General features: G+C 63.3%; 15 protein-coding genes and 1 tRNA gene. 9 read left to right on the top strand and 7 right to left on the bottom strand.

Features of this window, described 5'->3' with window-relative positions; translation table 11 throughout:
- Window positions 1-47: 47 nt before the first annotated feature.
- Window positions 48-959, bottom strand: coding sequence for a transglycosylase SLT domain-containing protein (locus IM738_RS05765; RefSeq protein ID WP_236964941.1), 912 nt, complete (start codon window positions 957-959; stop codon window positions 48-50).
- A 724-nt stretch (window positions 960-1683) separates the two neighbouring features.
- Between IM738_RS05765 and IM738_RS05770 the strand changes: the two genes are divergently transcribed.
- Complete coding sequence (locus IM738_RS05770; protein ID WP_236964942.1) at window positions 1684-4452, top strand: DUF349 domain-containing protein; 2769 nt, start codon at window positions 1684-1686, stop codon at window positions 4450-4452.
- Window positions 4453-4523: 71 nt separating this feature from the next.
- On the opposite strand, the gene IM738_RS05775 is transcribed toward IM738_RS05770, so the two are convergent.
- The 6 genes from IM738_RS05775 to IM738_RS05800 form a co-directional block, all read right to left on the bottom strand.
- Window positions 4524-5384: a zinc-dependent peptidase gene (locus tag IM738_RS05775; RefSeq protein ID WP_236964943.1), complete on the bottom strand. Its 861-nt coding sequence runs from the start codon at window positions 5382-5384 to the stop codon at window positions 4524-4526.
- 19 nt (window positions 5385-5403) lie between these two features.
- A complete protein-coding gene (locus IM738_RS05780; protein WP_236964944.1) occupies window positions 5404-6222 on the bottom strand; it encodes a UDP-2,3-diacylglucosamine diphosphatase in 819 nt (272 codons plus the stop codon).
- Window positions 6223-6251: 29 nt separating this feature from the next.
- Window positions 6252-6758 carry a peptidylprolyl isomerase gene (locus tag IM738_RS05785; protein WP_236964945.1) on the bottom strand — a complete coding sequence of 169 codons (507 nt, stop codon included), beginning with the start codon at window positions 6756-6758 and terminating at the stop codon, window positions 6252-6254.
- A 2-nt stretch (window positions 6759-6760) separates the two neighbouring features.
- A complete protein-coding gene (locus tag IM738_RS05790; protein ID WP_236964946.1) occupies window positions 6761-7486 on the bottom strand; it encodes a peptidylprolyl isomerase in 726 nt (241 codons plus the stop codon).
- A complete protein-coding gene (locus tag IM738_RS05795) occupies window positions 7486-8898 on the bottom strand; it encodes a L,D-transpeptidase family protein (protein ID WP_236964947.1) in 1413 nt (470 codons plus the stop codon). The genes IM738_RS05790 and IM738_RS05795 overlap by 1 nt, the downstream gene beginning before the upstream one ends.
- Window positions 8899-8987: 89 nt before the next feature.
- A complete protein-coding gene (locus IM738_RS05800) occupies window positions 8988-9953 on the bottom strand; it encodes a nuclear transport factor 2 family protein (RefSeq protein ID WP_236964948.1) in 966 nt (321 codons plus the stop codon).
- Window positions 9954-10329: 376 nt separating this feature from the next.
- Here IM738_RS05800 and cysS point away from each other — a divergent pair, with 376 nt between their 5' ends.
- From cysS to IM738_RS05840, 8 genes are all read left to right on the top strand, one after another.
- The gene (gene cysS / locus IM738_RS05805) at window positions 10330-11715 is read left to right on the top strand and encodes a cysteine--tRNA ligase (RefSeq protein WP_236964949.1); all 1386 of its coding nucleotides are present in this window, start codon (window positions 10330-10332) and stop codon (window positions 11713-11715) included.
- Entirely contained in the window at window positions 11715-12365 is a 651-nt protein-coding gene (locus tag IM738_RS05810; RefSeq protein ID WP_236964950.1) for a DNA-3-methyladenine glycosylase family protein, read from the top strand. Before cysS ends, IM738_RS05810 begins: the two co-directional genes overlap by 1 nt.
- 44 nt (window positions 12366-12409) lie before the next feature.
- Window positions 12410-13399 carry an acetyl-CoA carboxylase carboxyltransferase subunit alpha gene (locus tag IM738_RS05815; protein WP_236964951.1) on the top strand — a complete coding sequence of 330 codons (990 nt, stop codon included), beginning with the start codon at window positions 12410-12412 and terminating at the stop codon, window positions 13397-13399.
- Window positions 13400-13442: 43 nt separating this feature from the next.
- Entirely contained in the window at window positions 13443-14393 is a 951-nt protein-coding gene (tilS, locus tag IM738_RS05820) for a tRNA lysidine(34) synthetase TilS (RefSeq protein ID WP_236964952.1), read from the top strand.
- 100 nt (window positions 14394-14493) lie between these two features.
- Window positions 14494-15774 carry an aspartate kinase gene (locus IM738_RS05825; RefSeq protein ID WP_236964953.1) on the top strand — a complete coding sequence of 427 codons (1281 nt, stop codon included), beginning with the start codon at window positions 14494-14496 and terminating at the stop codon, window positions 15772-15774.
- Window positions 15775-15833: 59 nt separating this feature from the next.
- Window positions 15834-15926, top strand: a tRNA-Ser gene (locus IM738_RS05830).
- Window positions 15927-16273: 347 nt separating this feature from the next.
- Complete coding sequence (locus IM738_RS05835; protein WP_236964954.1) at window positions 16274-16837, top strand: peroxiredoxin family protein; 564 nt, start codon at window positions 16274-16276, stop codon at window positions 16835-16837.
- A complete protein-coding gene (locus IM738_RS05840; protein WP_236964955.1) occupies window positions 16834-17511 on the top strand; it encodes a TetR/AcrR family transcriptional regulator in 678 nt (225 codons plus the stop codon). Before IM738_RS05835 ends, IM738_RS05840 begins: the two co-directional genes overlap by 4 nt.
- Window positions 17512-17733 lie beyond the last annotated feature (222 nt).

A 17733-nucleotide genomic window follows, 5' to 3' on the forward strand; every position in this document is an offset into this window, starting at 1 on the left:
AGCCTTGTACGCCGACCCAGCGGCAGGTATCGCTGGCGACTAGGTGATCAGGAGCTGGACAGATCGTTCGCGGCAGCGGGATCCGATGGAAGAACAATGGCCCCTTCCACCGGCACCGACTCCAGAAAACCGGTCTGCGTGGGCAGAGTGAGCTCGGGCTCGACCGGTGCCGGCGCCGGGATGGCGGAAAAGACCGGGAATGAGGTGGGCATGGGTTTCCCCAGCGCCACGCTCCGGATGCGCAGGTGTTCGGCCATCACCTTGTTGATGTAGCTGCTGCCGTCGGTGGTCACAGCCCCCACATACAAACGCAGGCCCCCTTCGATGGAACCGGCCTGCTTGATGCAGTCCTGCAAGACCTTGACGCCCACCCGCAGATTGGAAAGGGGGTCAAACGCCGCCATCTGACCGCCGAAGTCCTCGTATTTGTCCGAGTGCACCCGGGTCAGCACCTGCATCAGACCCTGAGCACCCACGGGGCTCTGGGCGTAGGGGTTGAAGCGTGATTCGATGGCCATGACGGCCAGGATGAGCGTCGGGTCCAGGCGAACCTTTTCACCCACCGTGAAGGCCTCAGCCACCAAGGCACTCAAGGGCTCAGGGGCCACCCGGTACTTCCGGCTGAGCCAGTGAGCCACATTGGCCTGCTGTCTCGGCAGCTGGTCAGGGGTGACCGCCGCAACGCGCTCGACCGTTTCCGGCTCAAGGGTTGGTTGCTCAATGACCATGCCTGTGTCTTGGCGCTGAAGCAGCCAGTCCAGGGCCTTTTGTTCCACGCTGTCACGCAGATCGCCGCGAGCGGCCAAAGCAATGATGCCGACGGCCAGTGCGCAGCCGAGCAGCGCCATGCCGTTGTGAGTGAACTCAACAAAACCGCGGTAGATGTCGGAAAGTGCGGTGCGGAGGGTGGCCGAGGCAACTGAGTTGCTCTTGGAGAGGCCGAAGGCTTGCGTTGTCATGTGTTCGCTCCTTGCAGGGCTGTGCCGACCGTGTGAGGTGGAGCAGCTGGATGGGGCGCCATCGATGGCAAGCCCTTGGGGCTTGCGGTCGCTTGTATCGGTGTCAATGGCGGTGCGGGTTTACCCTGAACGGGTAAGCGGAGCGAATGGTAGGTGCAGGCAAATACCAAGTCAATGTTTTAAACGTCGTTTAAAACAATTATTTGTTATATGAATGATTTTGTAGTGCACTTGGTCACAGTTTGCTAGCGCCAGCCTCAATCTGGCTGAGGTCTTGCCGATGGTCGGGAATAAAGTACCGTTGATCGGCTGTACGTCTGTGTGCTCGGGAGTGCCGGTCCTCACGGAGGCGACTTTCCCGGTGGGAGGAGAAACCCCATGTAACGACGTGGGTGAATGCTTGATGTGCGAGTGATTCGAGCGTAATCTGTGGCTGTCGGTCATCACGACCGGCATACAGCCAGCAAAGCGGTGCAGCCGCCCACTGGCCCCAACGGGAGCAATCTGTTGCTTCCAGGCTGGAGAGACATCCAACTCCCTCCGCCAAAACCGACGGCAAGTGCAATTTGCCCGCCGTCAACCCCGGTGGGCTTTGCCCGCCGGGGTTTCTTTTTTGGGGGCATACGGACAGAAAGGGCGTACCCAGCCACACCGGTGACAATAGGGTGGTTTGTCCATGACACCGGCATGGTGCTGGCATGTCCTCTTTCTTCGAACCACCTGTATGTCGCTGTTCTCCCTGCGCAAGAACCCTTTCCAGTCCAACACCCCCGAGCCCGCTGTGAACACGCCTGCCCCCTCCAAAAATTCTTCCGCTGCTCAGCCACATCCCCTTGATGCGGTGACCGGAGGGGCTTTTTCTGCACCCACATCGGGTGAGCGGGCTGCCCGTATCCGAGAGTGGTTGGCCACCGAGCCAGGGCTGGAGCAGATGAACGAGGTGTTCAAAGAACTGTCCCAGCGCGACCGCGGCGCGGCCAAGCCCCTGAAAGAGAAGCTGGATGAACACAAGCGGCAGAAGGCGCAAGAGCACATCGCGGTGGAATGGGCCCAGAAGGCCGAGAGCCTGATTGCTCAGCCCCGACTGAATCTCGCCGATGCCATGGCCTGGCAGCGAGATGCCGCCAGAGCGGGCGCGCCTTTGTCGCGTGAGCCCCTGGCCGGGCTGAAGGCATCGCTCGCCGAGCGGGTCAAAGCGATTGAGGACCTGCAACACCGGGTGCAAGTGGAGCGTGAGTCTGCGGTGTTGATGGCTCAGCGCATTGAGGTCCTTTCCACCAAGCCGTGGCGTGAAGCCCAGGCGAGCGCGACCGCCTTGCAAGCGGATGTCGTGGAGTGGCAGCGCCAGGCCAGCGGCTTGGCAGACGATGCCCAGTGGCCCAGCGTGGAGACCAAGTTCCCGCCGATGCTCGATGCCTCGCGCAGCCAGCTGCAACTGGTGTGGGACGCTTTTGAAGCCGCCCTGGCCCAGGCCGTGGCGGCTGACGCCGACGCCAAGGCCCCACTGCCCGCCGTGCCCGTGTGGGCCGATGAGCTGCGCCTGGCGCGCGGTGAGGCGGCTGCGGTGCCGGCCGAAAAGGCCGCACACGATGCGCAGGCCGCGCAGGAGCGGCGCGCCAAGGTGTTGTCCGAACTCGACCGCGCCCTGGGCGTGCTGGAGCGCGAACTGGCCGAAGGCCACGGCAAGGCCACGCCCAAGGCCGCGGCCGATGTGCGCGCGGTGCTCAAGTCGCACAGCCGCCTGATCGGTCCCGAACTCGAAGCCCGCGCCCATGCCGCGCTCACGCAGGCCGGCGATCTGGAAGACTGGCAGCGCTGGCGTGCCGACCAGCTGCGCGAAGAGCTGGTCAAGAAAGCCGAAGCCCTGCTGCAGGCGCCTGAAGGCCAGCGCATCGGTGGACGCAAGATGCAGGAGACCCTGCGCAGCCTGCGCGACCAGTGGAAATCCACCGACCAGGGCGGTCAGGCCAACCACGCGTTGTGGAAGCGGTTTGATGAAGCCTGCACCGAAGCCCACAAAGTGGTCGAAGCCTGGCTGACCCAGGTGCGCCAGCAGGCCGATGCGCACAAGGCGCAGCGCCTGGCCATCATCGAAGAACTCAAGGCTTGGACGTCCGCCCACGCCGGCAACACCGACTGGAAAGCCCAGGTGCGCGAGTTGCATGCCTTCTCCGAGCGCTGGCGCGAGGCCGGCCACCTGAGCGAAAAGGCGTTTGCCGAAATGCAGCCGCTCTGGAAAGACGCCATGCACGCGGCGCATGCCGGACTGGATGCTGCGCAGGCGCAGAGCATCGCGCGCCGCCGTGCGCTGATCGAAGAAGCCACCGCCCTGGGCGCTGCGCCGCAGCTGCGCATCGACGCTGTCAAAGCCCTGCAGCAGCGCTGGCAGGCCGAAGCCCACGCTGTGCCGCTGGAGCGCAAACAGGAACAGAAACTGTGGGAAGCCTTCCGTCAGCCGATCGACGATGCCTTTGCCCGCAAGAGCAGCGAACGCGAGAAGGCCGCGACTTCGTTGAACGCGCATGACCAGCGGGTTCTGGAGGCTTCGCAAGCGGTGGATGCCGCCATTGCCAGCGGCGACGCTCAGCAGATCCGTGCAGCGATGGCTGCGCTGGAGGCCGCATTGCGGGGTCAGGCGCTGGCTGCGGCTGCTGCACCGGCCTCCGAAGCGGCAACCCGGACCGTTGCAGGCGTTGTGTCCGTTGCTGCAGGGCCCGCTGCGGTTTCCGCAGACGAGTCGCCTGTGGCTGATGCAGGTGAGTCGGCATCTGCGGACGAACATGTCGAGGCTGCCGCCGTCGAAGCTCTGGTGCCAGCCAAACCCGCCGCGCCACCGAAGAAGATCGTGGCCGTGCGCGGCGACGACCGCCCGGGCATGAAGAAAACCGAGCCCGCTGGTCGGGATGACCGTCGGGGGCCTCCCGGCCGAGACAGCCGTGATGGTGGCCGGGGTGGTTTTGGCGCGCGTGGTGAGGGCCGTGATGGCCGTGGAAGTGACCGCTTCGAGCGTGAGCCCCGTGGCCCGGCCTTGCCTCGCTTGGGCGATGCCGCCTTCCGCGCTCAACGCAATGCCATTGAGCACGCCGAAGCCGCATTGCGCAAACTCGCCGCCCAGGCTCACGGCGAGGTGCTGACCCAGTTGATGACGGCCTGGGAACAACGCGATGCAGCCCAATTGCCTGCCGCACAGGCGCTGGGTTCGCGAGTGAACGCCGGTACCCGCAGTGCCTGGACGCAGAGTGTGTCGGCCGCAGCAGCCCCCGCGGTGCCGGCCGATGCCCTGTTGCGCCTGGAGATGGCAGCCGAGGTGCCCACGCCGGTCGAGCAGCTGGATGCACGCCGCATGCTGCAGCTGCAGCTGCTGACACGTCGTCACGACGCTCCGCCGGCCGAGACCTGGGCGCAAGACGTGGGTCGCGTGCTGGCAGGGCCGTTCGAGGCCGCTGCCGCACGCCGCCTTCAGAACACGCTCAAGGTGCTGTTGAAGAAGTAACTCTTCTGCTGTGCTGCTCGCGATCCTCTTTCAAGGGGCAGCGCGAGTGGCCCGGCAGAACCGGTTCGATCCTACCGGGCCGCTCTGAAGAACCCGTCGTAGAGAGGCAGCAGGGCGGGAAAGTCCTGCGCAAATCGCTCACGGCTGACGAAGTAGGCTTCGCAGGTCACGGCAAAAAACTCTGCTGGATGGGTGGCCGCATAGTCATCCAGCCAAGGTGCCTCGCCGCCGAATCGTTCGGCCATGGCCACAGCCTCGCGAAACTGTGAGTACGACGCTTGCATGACGCTGCGCCAGTGTTCTCGGGCTGCGGCAGCACTGGCTCTGCCCAAGAAGCGCTCTGGCAGAGGCGGAGCGCCGTCCGGGCTGTCGCCGCGCTGGATGCCATGCATGTCGAGTTTGTGGACGAACTCATGGATCACGACATTCTTGCCTTGGGATGCGAGCTCGGCGGCTCGGGCCACTTCTTGCCAGCTCAGCATGACGGGGCCGCGGTCCATGGCTTCGCCCGCCAGCACTTCGCTGTAACGGTGCACCACGCCCACCCCGTCGGTGACTTCGCGCTGTGCCACGGCGGCGCCGGGTTGCACGACGATGCCGACGAAATCGCTGTACCAGTCGAGGACCTGCAGCGGGTCTCGCACCGACTCCCCGGAGGGCAAGCCAATCTGCAGCAGTGGCAGGCAGGCTTGGGCGGCGATGTTCAAGGCCATGGCATCGGTGATCTTCAGTCCGTGCGCGCCATGAAACTCCTTTTCTTGCAGAAAGTGACCGCACAGGGTGCGCAGCCTTTCCTGCTCCGTTGACGAGAGTGCCGTCAGAAAGGGCAGGGCCTCGACGGTTTGGCGCCAGAGCAGGTCATCGATCGGTGGCGTGGGACGGATGCCCCGGGGCAGCCAGGACTGCAGTGAGCGAAGCAGGGTGTGGACCATCTTTCGCACATGGAGGCGCTCAGGCCGTCTTCAATGGCAGGCGCTGCAGGCCCGATGCGGTGAGCCGGAGCACTTCGCCACGTGGGGGTAGAGCTGCAGCGTCCCAGTCGCTGAGCACCACGCGTTGCAGGCCGTTGCCCAGATCATGGCTGGCGGGGCGGTGGGTGTGGCCGTGGATCAGTGTTGGCGCTCCAGCGCGCTGCAGCCACTGGCGCGCGGCCTCGGCGTCCACGTCGGCCCACAACGGGGGGTCGTGGGCGTTGCTGCGTTTGCGCGCCTCGCTTTGCTGGCGCAATCCACGCGCCACCGCTTCTCGTTGTGCCAGCGGCTGCGCGAGAAAAGCGGATTGCCACTCGGGGGTGCGCACCTGCGCTCTAAATCGCATGTAGTCGGTGTCATCCAGACACAAGGCATCTCCGTGGCTGAGCAGCCAACGCTGACCCTGAAAGTCCAGCACCGTGGGGTCGGGAAGCGCTTGCATGCCGCATGAGCTCAGTCCCGCCTGCCCTAGCAGGAAATCGCGGTTGCCGGCCATGAAATACACCGGGGTGTGCTGGCTGTGGGCTTGAAGCAGGGCAGCGCAATGGCGCCAGAATGCCGGGTCAGCCCTGTCGGCAGGCGCATCCAGCGCATCGTCGCCCACCCAGACTTCAAACAGGTCGCCCAGAATGAACAGGGCGTCTGCGCGCTCCACGGGAGACCGTTGTAGAAACCGCCGCCAGCAGGCGAAGGTGGTGGGGTCGGACGCCTGCAGGTGCAGGTCGGAAATGAAATCGACCGCCTGCCACTGCGCGGGCGCGCGCAGTTCGGCGAAGCGGTCGGTGAGCGGATTGGTCATGGAAAAGGGGGCCGAAGCCCCCGTGATGCTCAGAGCGCGACGGCCTTTTCGATGATCACGTCGTCCTTGGGCACGTCGTCGTGGAAGCCTTTGCGGCCCGTGGCCACGCCTTCGATCTTCTTCACGATGTCCGAACCCGAGATCACCTTGCCGAACACGGCATAGCCCCAGCCCTGCGCGCTGGGCGCGGTGTGGTTCAGGAAGCCGTTGTTGGCCACGTTGATGAAGAACTGGGCACTGGCGGAATGCGGGTCGTTCGTGCGGGCCATGGCGACGGTGTAGAGGTCGTTGCGCAGACCGTTGTTGGCTTCGTTGTTGATGGGGGCGTCCGACGGCTTCTGGTTCATGCCGGGTTCAAACCCGCCGCCTTGCACCATGAACCCCGGGATGACCCGGTGGAACACCGTGTTGTTGTAGTGACCCTTGTTCACGTACGACAGAAAGTTGGCGGTGGACAGCGGCGCTTTGTCGGCGTCGAGTTCGAGTGTGATGACGCCAAAGTTGGCGATGTGCAGTTCGACTTGGGGGTTGGCCATGTTCATTTCTCCAGAGTGGCTTTGAGGATGGTGACTTGTGTTTTGGGGACGTCGGTGGGAAAGGGTCCGCCTGAACCGGTGGGCACTTCCTTGATCTTGTTGACCACGTCCATGCCGCTCACCACCTTGGCGAACACCGTGTAGCCGAACAGCTGGCTTGCGCCCAGCAGGTTGGCCCGTGGCGTGTTTTCGTACACGCGCCCGCCGTATTCAAAGCGGGGTACCGGGTCGCCAGGGGGAATCGGTGTTGGGTCCAGGAAGGCGTTGTCCTTCACGTTGATGAAGAACTGCGAGGAGGCCGAGTTCGGGTCGTTGGTGCGTGCCATGGCCACGGTGCCGATCACGTTGCGAGGGCCTCCGCGTTCGATGGCGGCCTGTCCTTCGTGGACCACGGGAACGCGGGTGGGCTTCTGTCTGTAGCTGCCGTCGAATCCGCCGCCCTGGACCATGAAGTTGCTGATCACGCGGTGAAAGACCGTGCCATCGTAGTGTTTGTCGCGCACGTACTGCAGAAAGTTGTCGACGGTTTTGGGCGCCTTGTCAGGGTACAGCTCCATCACGATGTCGCCCATGGAGGTGGTCAGGCGCACTTTCGGATAGGTCGCTGGAGCAGGCGCTGAAACCGGGTTTTGTGCGTGGGCCGACAAAGACAGCAATGCGGCCACCACCGCCGATCCGACCAGGAGATGGCGGCGCGTGCCCGAGGTTGCCTTGCGGAAACGAGACATCAAGGAGTTCCTTCATAGAAAATTTTCCACTGGTCGCTTTCGCGTGCCCAGTATTGCCGACGGGTCACGCCTCGGCTCTGGCCTTGCGCCACCTCGCCGAACGTCACCACCATGGTGTCCTCACTGTCTTGCCAACGCAGCATGGACACGTCCTTGAGCTGCAGTTCGCGTGGCCCTTTGGCTCCACGCACCTCAGATTCCATGCGGCTCCACCATTCGGTGGGTTCTTTGCCAGGGTTCTGGAAGCGGCTTGAGTAAAAGTCCTTGAGTCGGTCGACTTGCCCGTCGCTTTTCGCCGTGCGCCACGATTCAAGAGAAGCTTCGAAGAGCTTCCTGTCGGCATCCAGCGCGTCAGGTTGCACCCACCGCAGTTCAGGGGCGATCACCACCGGGGTGGTTCGGATCTGAATGGTCGAAAGCAGTTTTTCCAGATCCGGATTCGACAACACCACGCAGCCATCCGACGCTTGTGGCGCGCGCACAAACTGCTCTTTGGGGGTCCCGTGCAACCAGATGCCGCTCCCCGTCTTGCCGCGCTGCATGTCGAGCGGATTGGGGTAGTTGATCGGCAGCGCACCCACCCCGTACAGGTCGGGCAGGTTGTCTGGGTTGAGGTTGCTGGTGATGTAGTACACGCCGAGCGGCGTGCGCTTGTCGCCTTCCACCACCTTCTCGATGCCCGACAGACCCACTGAAATGTAGAAGTCTCCCAGCAGTTTCAACCGAGGCGGGGGCGCAATCCTGCCTCCAGAGGCCGACGGCGTCTGGTTTTCAAACAGGTACAACCTGGATCGCGACGCGTCCACCGCAATGGCATGACGGCTCTGCGAAGACAGGGCAAGGAACTGGGTTGGCACGCTGCCCTCGGGTGGGCGCTCGGTGAGCGCGCTCAGCCGGCGGCGAGACTCCTCGCGAAGCACAGCCAGCTGTTGGGCCGCTGCCTGGGCTTTGGTGTCTGGCACATCGCCCAGTTGGCGAACTGGACGCATCTGCAGGCTCAACAGGTCGCCGTGAACCAGATGGGCGAGATGAAAGTTGGGGTGGTCACGCACCAGCTTGTCGGTCTTGACCAGCGCCTCCCGGTGCTTCCCTTGGCTGATCAGCCGATACACATCGATCAGCCGTGCTTCAGCCTGCCCCAGAAGTGGTGCAACTCTTGCGAGCCCTTCATTCGACAGGCTTTGGGTCTGAAGGCCTGAAGGCACAGGCGCTTGGCCGATCGACGGTGTCGCGCCTTGCACCTTGGCCAGCGTGCTGTCCAGCAAAGTGGGGGATGTGGTGGCAGAAGAGGACAGCGTGTCTGCGCTGAACTCCAGCGAGTCCAGGGCTGGGCTTGGGGACACATCGCGTGCCACGAAAGCCGAGAACAAGAGCCAAGCAGCCACCGTTGCGCCCAAGGCCACGGATCCCATGAACCACCGCGGGACACCGCTGGGGCCGTTGGTCAGGTAGGCGGTCGGGATGCTGGCGTACCCTCGCTGAAAAAACCGCCGACCGGCCATCAGGAGCCTGTGGATTCGCGCACGATCAGCCAGCGATTGCCACTCTTGACCATGTCCAATGTCTTGCGGCTGGTCACGCTGAGCGAATCGGATGTGTAGTCCTGTTTGAAGCGGGCAGAGGCGCGGTCTCCCGTGACCGACACAGTGACATCGCTCACGTCCACGTCGATGCGGTTGCGGGGCATGATGCGCGCCTTTCGGTCGGCTTCCCAGGCGCTGCGTGACTGACCACCAGGTGGTGTGAAGTTGCTGGCGTATGCGCCCAGATAACCGGTCATGTTCTTGCTGGCCCAGGCTTTGGCCCAGGCCTGAACAGCCGCTTCGACATCGGCCTGCTGGGCATTGCCACCTGCGGGTGCGGGTGTTGCAGCGGCTGGCGGCGTTGCAGCGGCTGGCGCTGCAACTGGCGCCTTGGTGGCAACGGTCGCCGGTGCCGTCACAGAGGTGGTGGGCTTGACCCCTTTGGGATCGACGGCAAAAAGGTTGCGGATCAAACTCAGCTTGGGAGCGACCGCAGGGTTTCCTGCGTCGAGCTGCAGTGCCTTGCTGTAGGCCTGGCTGGCCAGCTTGGCGTACACATCGCCCAGGTTCTCGTGGGCGGTGGCGTAGCTGGGATTGGTCCGGATGGCCATTTCCAGCGCTGCTCGTGCCTTGTCGAACTGACTCTGGCCCGCGTAGAGCACGGCCAAGTTGTTGTAAGGTTCGGGCAGCTCAGGGAAGTCTTCCGTCAGCTTGGAGAAGGTGGCGATGGCCTCGGTGGGCTTGCCTCCCTCGGTCTGGATCACACCCTTGATGAAGCGCATCTGCGGATCACGCGGTTTGCCCGCAAGGTACTGATCCACCTTGCTGAGCGCTTCGGTCAGTTGGCCGGCACGCATCAGGCGGTTGACCTCGGCATAGTCGTCCGCTTGCGCCATGACGACGGGCGAGGCCAAGGCGGCGGACACCGCCACCGACAGTGCCATCAGGCGAAGTGGAGCCGTGACCCGAAAGTGTGCAAGGCCACGGACGGACGGGGTCAGGGCAGAGGGTGTTTTCATGGGGTGGATCATGTGACCTCAGATGGCGAAACCAGCAAACCGAAGGCCCGAGAGGGTCTGTCGACAAGACTATAGCGCTCCAGCTGAAGCGGTTGAATTGCAACAGGCTGGCTATACTGACGCATTGTATCTGAGGGTACTTGCCCAATAGGTGGTCGCTGGCGCCACGGCGGGCCTCGTCTGAACACCCACTCCCCCTTGTTCTTCTGCTCCAGATTTCCTCGTTTGGGCGGTTTTTGAGCGCTCTGCTGGCTTCATTCGGTTGTGGTCGGTTCAACGTGTTTCTGGTGACGTTTTCTTCATGACTTTGCGTATTTTCAACACCCTGTCGCGCAGCATCGAGCCATTTGCGCCCTTGGAGCCCGGTCACGTCCGCATGTATGTGTGTGGCATGACCATCTACGACCTGTGCCACATCGGACACGCCCGGATGATGATGGCGTTTGACGTGGTGCAGCGCTGGCTCAGGGTCAGCGGTTACCGCGTGACCTATGTGCGCAACATCACCGACATCGACGACAAGATCATCAAGCGGGCGGTGGAGCGGGGCATCACGCTGCGCGCGCTGACCGACGAGATGACCCTCGCAATGCACGAAGACATCGCCCAGCTCGGAATCGAACCCCCCAGCCTCGAACCGAGGGCCACCGAATACGTGCCACAGATGCTCGCGTTGATCGAGCGGTTGAAAGCAAAGGGGCTGGCCTATCAGGCAGAGAACGGCGATGTGAATTACGCCGTTCGCAGGTTCGAGGGCTACGGCAAGTTGTCCGGCAAGTCCCTCGATGACCTGCGGGCGGGCGAACGCGTGGCGGTCGCCGGCGACAAGAGCGACCCTTTGGACTTTGTCTTGTGGAAGTCCTCCAAGCCGGATGAACCGGAAGAGGCGCGCTGGGCGAGTGCGTTCGGACCGGGTAGGCCGGGGTGGCACATCGAGTGCTCTGCCATGTGCAGCGCGACGCTCGGCGAGACGTTTGACATCCACGGCGGCGGTGCCGATCTCCAGTTTCCGCACCACGAGAACGAGATCGCTCAGTCGGAAGGCGCGACCGGTCAGCCGCTGGCCCGCTTCTGGATGCACAACGGCTTTGTAAGGGTGGACAACGAGAAGATGTCCAAGAGCCTGGGCAACTTTTTCACCATCCGCGAGGTGTTGGAAAAATACGATGCCGAGACGGTGCGGTTCTTCATTCTTCGTGCCCATTACCGCAGTGCGCTGAACTACAGCGATGTGCACCTTGACGACGCCCGGGGAGCGCTCAAGCGCCTTTACACCGCGCTGACTCAAGCCCCGACCGGCCCGCTTGCGCAGATCGATTGGGACCAGCCATTTGCCGCTCGTTTTCGCGCCGCCATGGACGAGGACTTTGGCACACCCGAGGCGGTGGCCGTGCTGTTCGATCTGGCGACCGAGGTCAACCGCAGCAAGGACGCACAGCTCGCTGGTCTGCTCAAGGCGCTGGGCGGTGTGCTGGGCCTGTTGCAGCAGGATCCGCAGGCTTACCTGAAATCGGGAGGTGCTTCCGAAGGGCTGGACGAAACCCGAATCCAGTCGCTTATGGTCGAACGTGCTGCGGCCAAGGCCACGAAGAATTTTGCAGAAGCCGACCGGATTCGCCAGGAGCTCCTGGTCCAGGGTGTGGTACTCAAAGATGGTCCTACGGGCACCACCTGGGAGCGCAGTTGATGGCTTCTTCCGTTTTGCCCGACGTCGGTCCGGAGGCGCCAGAGTACTGGCAAGAGGCCTGCCGCCACCTCATGAAGCGCGACCGGGTGATGAAAAAGCTCATCCCTTCACACGCCGGTGTGAGCCTGCAGTCGCGCGGTGATGCCTTCGTCACGCTCGCGCGGAGCATCGTCGGCCAGCAGATTTCGGTGAAAGCGGCGCAATCGGTCTGGGACCGCTTTGCCCTGTTGCCGAAAAAAATGGTGCCAGCCCAGGTGCTCAAGCTCAAGGTGGATGACATGCGCGCAGCCGGCCTCTCGGCGCGCAAGGTTGAGTACCTTGTGGATCTTGCGCTGCACTTCGCCAACGACCAGGTGCACGTGAGTGCATGGGCCGAAATGGACGATGAGGCCATCATCGCCGAGCTGGTCGCCATTCGGGGCATTGGTCGCTGGACGGCCGAGATGTTCCTGATCTTTCACCTGATGCGGCCCAATGTGCTGCCGCTGGACGACATCGGTCTGCAGAACGGCATCAGTCGTGCTTACTTTTCGGGTGAGCCCGTGAGCCGCAGCGAGATTCGCGAAGTGGCCGCTTCCTGGGCGCCTTTCTGCAGCGTCGCCACTTGGTATATTTGGCGCTCGCTGGACCCGCTGCCGGTCAGCTACTGAAACGTCACAGGACGTCGTTCGAACAAGACCAAAGGAGTCACACCTTGGCTAAAAGAAATTTTCTCGACTTCGAGCAACCCATTGCCGAACTCGAAAGCAAGATCGAAGAACTGCGTTATGTGCAAACCGAATCTGCGGTGGACATTTCGGCAGAAATTGAACAGCTGTCGGGCAAGAGCCTGCAGCTCACCAAAGACATCTACAGCAATCTCACGCCGTGGCAGATCACCAAGATCGCCCGGCACCAGGACAGGCCCTACACGCTGGACTATGTGCGCGAGATCTTCACGCACTTCCAGGAGCTGCATGGTGACAGGCACTTCTCCGATGACCTGAGCATCGTGGGTGGCCTGGCCCGGTTCAATGGCCAGCCCTGCATGGTGCTGGGGCACCAGAAAGGCCGAGACACCAAGGAGCGGGGTCTGCGCAACTTCGGCATGACCAAGCCTGAGGGCTACCGCAAGGCGCTGCGCCTGATGAAGCTGGCCGAAAAATTCAAGCTGCCCGTGTTCACCTTCGTGGACACGCCGGGCGCTTATCCCGGCATTGACGCCGAAGAGCGCGGCCAGTCCGAAGCCATCGGCCGCAACATCTTCGAGATGGCGCAGCTGGAAGTGCCCATCATCTCCACCATCATCGGTGAGGGCGGTTCGGGTGGAGCGCTGGCCATTTCGGTGGCCGATCAGGTGCTGATGCTGCAGTACTCGGTGTACTCGGTGATCAGCCCCGAGGGTTGCGCCTCCATTCTCTGGAAAACCAGCGACCGCGCCAGCGACGCCGCCGACGCGCTGGGCATCACCGCGCACCGCCTCAAGGCGCTGGGACTGGTGGACAAGATCGTGAACGAGCCGGTGGGCGGCGCTCACCGCGACCACGGTCAGATGGCGGCTTTTCTCAAACGCGCGCTGGGCGACGCCTGGCGCCAGCTGGCCGATCTCAAGGTCAAGGAACTGGTGGACCGCCGCTACGCGCGACTCAACAGCTACGGCCGCTACACCGACACCAAGGCCGACAGCAAGCCTGAAAAGCGCTGACGTGACCTCCGGCGGGCCGGTGCCCAATCCCTGCGGGCCGGCGTTGGCCCGATGGAGCGTCCGCTGGCAGCCCCTTTTTTCCGGCCCCATCGCAGTGGCCTACAGCGCGGGGCCCGACTCCACGGCTTTGCTGCTTGCCGCGCACGAGCGATGGCCTGGCCAGGTGATCGCCCTGCATGTTCACCACGGCCTGCAGGTCGCCGCCGACGATTTCGAATCGCGGGGCCGTGTTGTCTGTGAAAGGCTGGGCATTCCTTTTTCATCGAACCGCGTGCAGGCGGTGCACGAAGCAGGTCAGAGCCCCGAAGACGCTGCGCGTCAGAAGCGCTACCGTGCATTGGCCAGCATGGCGCAGGAGGTGGGTGCCGCATGCGTGCTGCTGGGGCAACACGCCGACGACCAGGCCGAGACGCTGATGCTGGCGTTGAGCCGCGGAGCCGGCTTGCCGGGGCTGGCGGCGATGGCCGAACGGTTTGAGAGGCACTCAGTGATGTTTGGCCGTCCCTTGCTCGGACTGCCGTCACGGGTGCTGCGCGAGTGGTTGCAGACCCATGGTCATGTCTTTGTGGACGACCCGAGCAACACCGACCAGCGCTACACCCGCAACCGCATTCGCGCGCTTCTGCTGCCGGCCTGGGAGGCCTGTTTTCCTGGTTTTCGCCCCATGCTGGCCCGCAGCGCCCGACATGCCGCTCAGGCGCAGAGTCTGCTGGACGATCTGGCACGCATCGACATGGTGCAGACCGGTGCGCCGCCTGCCATCCAGGGGCTGCAGGCTCTGAGCCGCGAGCGCCAGGCCAACGTGCTGCGCCACTGGTTGCGCAGCAGCTTCGGGGCGGCCGCCAGCACCGTTCAACTGGACGAACTGCTCGACCAGGTCGCCGATTGCACCACCCGCGGCCATCGCATCCGGATCAAGGTGGCCAGCGGATTTGTGACCCGCGAGGGCGAGTGCCTGGTGTTTGTCTCGCCCGACAACACCCCGCCGATATAATTCCAAGGCTTTGCCGGGTGGATCTGATGGTCCTCCGGTGACGTCCGCAAGGCCTCGCGTTGCGGTCATTTCAATCACTCTTCCAACCTCGTCCAAACCGATGGCTTTGATCGTTCACAAGTACGGCGGTACCTCCATGGGGTCCACCGAGCGCATCCGCAACGTGGCCAAGCGCGTGGCCAAGTGGCACAGGGCCGGACACCAGATGGTGGTGGTGCCAAGTGCCATGAGCGGCGAAACCAACCGCCTGCTGGGTCTGGCCAAGGAGCTGGCCCCGAGCAAGACCGACAGCGCTTACGGACGCGAACTCGACATGCTGGCCGCCACCGGCGAGCAGGCTTCTTCGGCCCTGCTGGCGATCGCGCTGCAGGCCGAAGGCATGCAGTCGGTGAGCTACGCCGGCTGGCAGGTGCCGATCAAGACCAACAGCGCGTTCACCAAGGCACGCATCGAATCGATCGACGACGTGCGGGTGCGCGCCGACCTGGACGCCGGCAAGGTGGTGATCGTCACCGGCTTCCAGGGCGTGGACCCGGACGGCAACATCACCACGCTCGGCCGTGGAGGCAGTGACACCTCCGCCGTGGCGGTGGCCGCAGCGCTGAAGGCGGCCGAATGCCTGATCTACACCGACGTGGACGGCGTTTACACGACCGACCCGCGTGTGGTGCCCGAAGCGCGCCGCCTCTTGCGCGTGAGCTTTGAAGAGATGCTGGAAATGGCCAGCATGGGCAGCAAGGTGCTGCAGATCCGCTCGGTGGAATTCGCCGGCAAGTACAAAGTGCCCCTGCGCGTGCTCTCCAGCTTCACGCCCTGGGACATCGACCTGAATGAAGAAGCCGCCTCCGGCACCCTGATCACTTTTGAGGAAGACGAACAAATGGAACAAGCCGTCGTTTCCGGCATTGCCTTCAACCGCGACGAAGCCAAGATCTCTGTGCTGGGCGTGCCCGACAAGCCCGGCATCGCCTACCAGATCCTGGGCGCGGTGGCCAACGCCAACATCGAAGTCGATGTGATCATCCAGAACCTGAGCAAGGACGGCAAGACCGACTTCAGCTTCACGGTGCACCGCAACGATTTCCAGAAGGCCATGGACATGCTCAAGAGCACGGTTGTGCCCGAGCTGGGCGCGGCCGACGTGGTGGGTGATGCGCGCATCTGCAAGGTGAGCATCGTCGGCATCGGGATGCGCAGCCATGTGGGCGTGGCCAGCCGCATGTTCAAGTGCCTGAGCGACGAAGGCATCAACATCCAGATGATCTCCACCTCGGAAATCAAGACCTCGGTCGTGATCGACGAGAAGTACATGGAGCTGGCTGTGCGCGCGCTGCACCGCGAGTTCGATCTGGACCAGATGGCCGACAGCATCGCTGGTTGATTTCTTGCCTGCTTGGCGTGTCCGAAAGGACTTCAAGTTGAGGCATAATAAGAGGCTCTGGAGTGATGACCGAGTGGCCGAAGGTGCTCCCCTGCTAAGGGAGTATGGGGTGTAGAGCCTCATCGAGGGTTCGAATCCCTCTCGCTCCGCCAGTATGACAAGGCTCCCACGCAAGTGGGGGCCTTTTGTCTTTCTGGGCCCAGTGTTTTCGCGGGATTGCGGCCGGGTGCTCTTTCTCAGTGGTCGCTCTTGCGGCGGCAATTTCGGCCCATGCCGCAGAACATTCTCAAACGGTAGTTTTCGGCGGGGTGAATCAGAGTGGCTCTTCCGTGGGATCGCTGGGAGGCCGTGTGAGAGGGGCTACCTCCGCCATCTTCAGGCAGGGACCGTCAGGTTGCTCTGTCGCTGAAGCCGGCACGGAGGGCCACAAGCGGCGCAACCACATCGCAAGGACAACCCTGCTATATTTGGTCGACCGTCCAAATATTTCGAGGTGCCCATGAAGCGTCTGCAAGCCAACGATCTCGCTCCTGACCTTGTTGCCAGGGACTTTCTCGGTGTCCCTGTGGATCTGCCATCGTTGCGTGGGCGCAAAGTCATGCTGTCGTTCTATCGTTATGCGTCCTGCCCCCTGTGCAATCTGCGGATGCGCGATCTCATCCGCGGTTATGACGCTTGGGCAGCGCAGGGACTCAGCATGATTGCCGTGTTCCAGTCGCCAGCCTCTTCCATTTCCGAGCATGTGGGGCGCCAGGATGCTCCGTTTCCCATCGTTGCGGACCCGGCCATGGCGCTCTATCGCCTCTACCGCGTGGAACAGCGCTGGTCAGCGATGTTCACACCGTCCGTGCTCCTGAATGCGGCGCGTGCAATAGCGGCTGGCATGCTTCCGGGCCGCGTGGAGGGGCCTGCCCATCGCGTACCAGCGGATTTCTTGATTCGCGAAGACGGGGTGATCGATCTTGCCTATTACGGCAGCGACGTGGGTGATCATTTGCCCCTGGATCAGCTTGAGCGCTGGCTTCATGCAGCGCCTGGGCCACTGCAGGGCACCGCAGCATGAAAGGAGCACAAAGTCGGGAGCGCGTTGTTACAACGGCTTTGCGTCTGTTCCATGAACGGGGTTATGCCAGCACGTCTCTGTCCGATGTTGCCAAGGAGGCCGGCCTCCTCAAAGGCAACCTGGCCTACTACTTCAAGACAAAACCTGACCTGCTGGCGGCGGTGACCGAGGCGCGCCAGCGGGCGCTGGGGCTGGCCCTGTCAGGTGAGGGAGATGCGGGTACACATCTCTCGGACGCATTGAACGCCCCCCCGCTGGAGGTCATTGGGCGACTGCTGGACCATGTAGAGGCCTCGGCAGAGGAACTGGCCATGAGGGGCTGCCCGCTGGGCAGCCTGAGCACGGAACTCGGAAAGCGCAGCGAAGACGACCTGCATCCCCAGGCAGCGGTTCTGCTCACTGGCTTGCTTGAGTGGCTGCAGGTGCAGTTTGAGCGTTCATGCACCGCAGTCGATGCGGCACGCCACGCGGAGCACGTGATGACCTGTCTTCAAGGCGCAGCCGTGGTGGCTCAGGCGACCCGAGATCCCGGGGTCGTCATGAGGCAGGTGGATGGTGTGCGCCAGTGGTTGGCTCGCGATGTGTTCGTGAATGGGCGCGCCACAGGGGCTGCGGCAGTTGCCCGGCCAGCGTCGGCCGGAGCGCTTGCTGCCCGTTCAAAGAATGGGAAGTAGCCAAGGGCAGCTGCGAGGGGCGTTGCCATCGCGGGCAGGTGAATTTTGAGGCGTTGATCAGAGATCTTGCCAACATGGGGCATGTCAAGTCCATGGCGAACGCCGGGAGATGGCGCACCGATCTCCCCTCCCACGTCAACGTCGAGCAGAAATCGGGGAGGCTGCTCAGGCCGTGGGCCGCGGCCCCTGTTCTTGTTGCCCTGGTTCGCTGCTTGGCCCGCC

The sequence above is a fragment of the Hydrogenophaga sp. SL48 genome (genome assembly GCF_021729865.1).
Taxonomy (GTDB): domain Bacteria; phylum Pseudomonadota; class Gammaproteobacteria; order Burkholderiales; family Burkholderiaceae_C; genus Hydrogenophaga.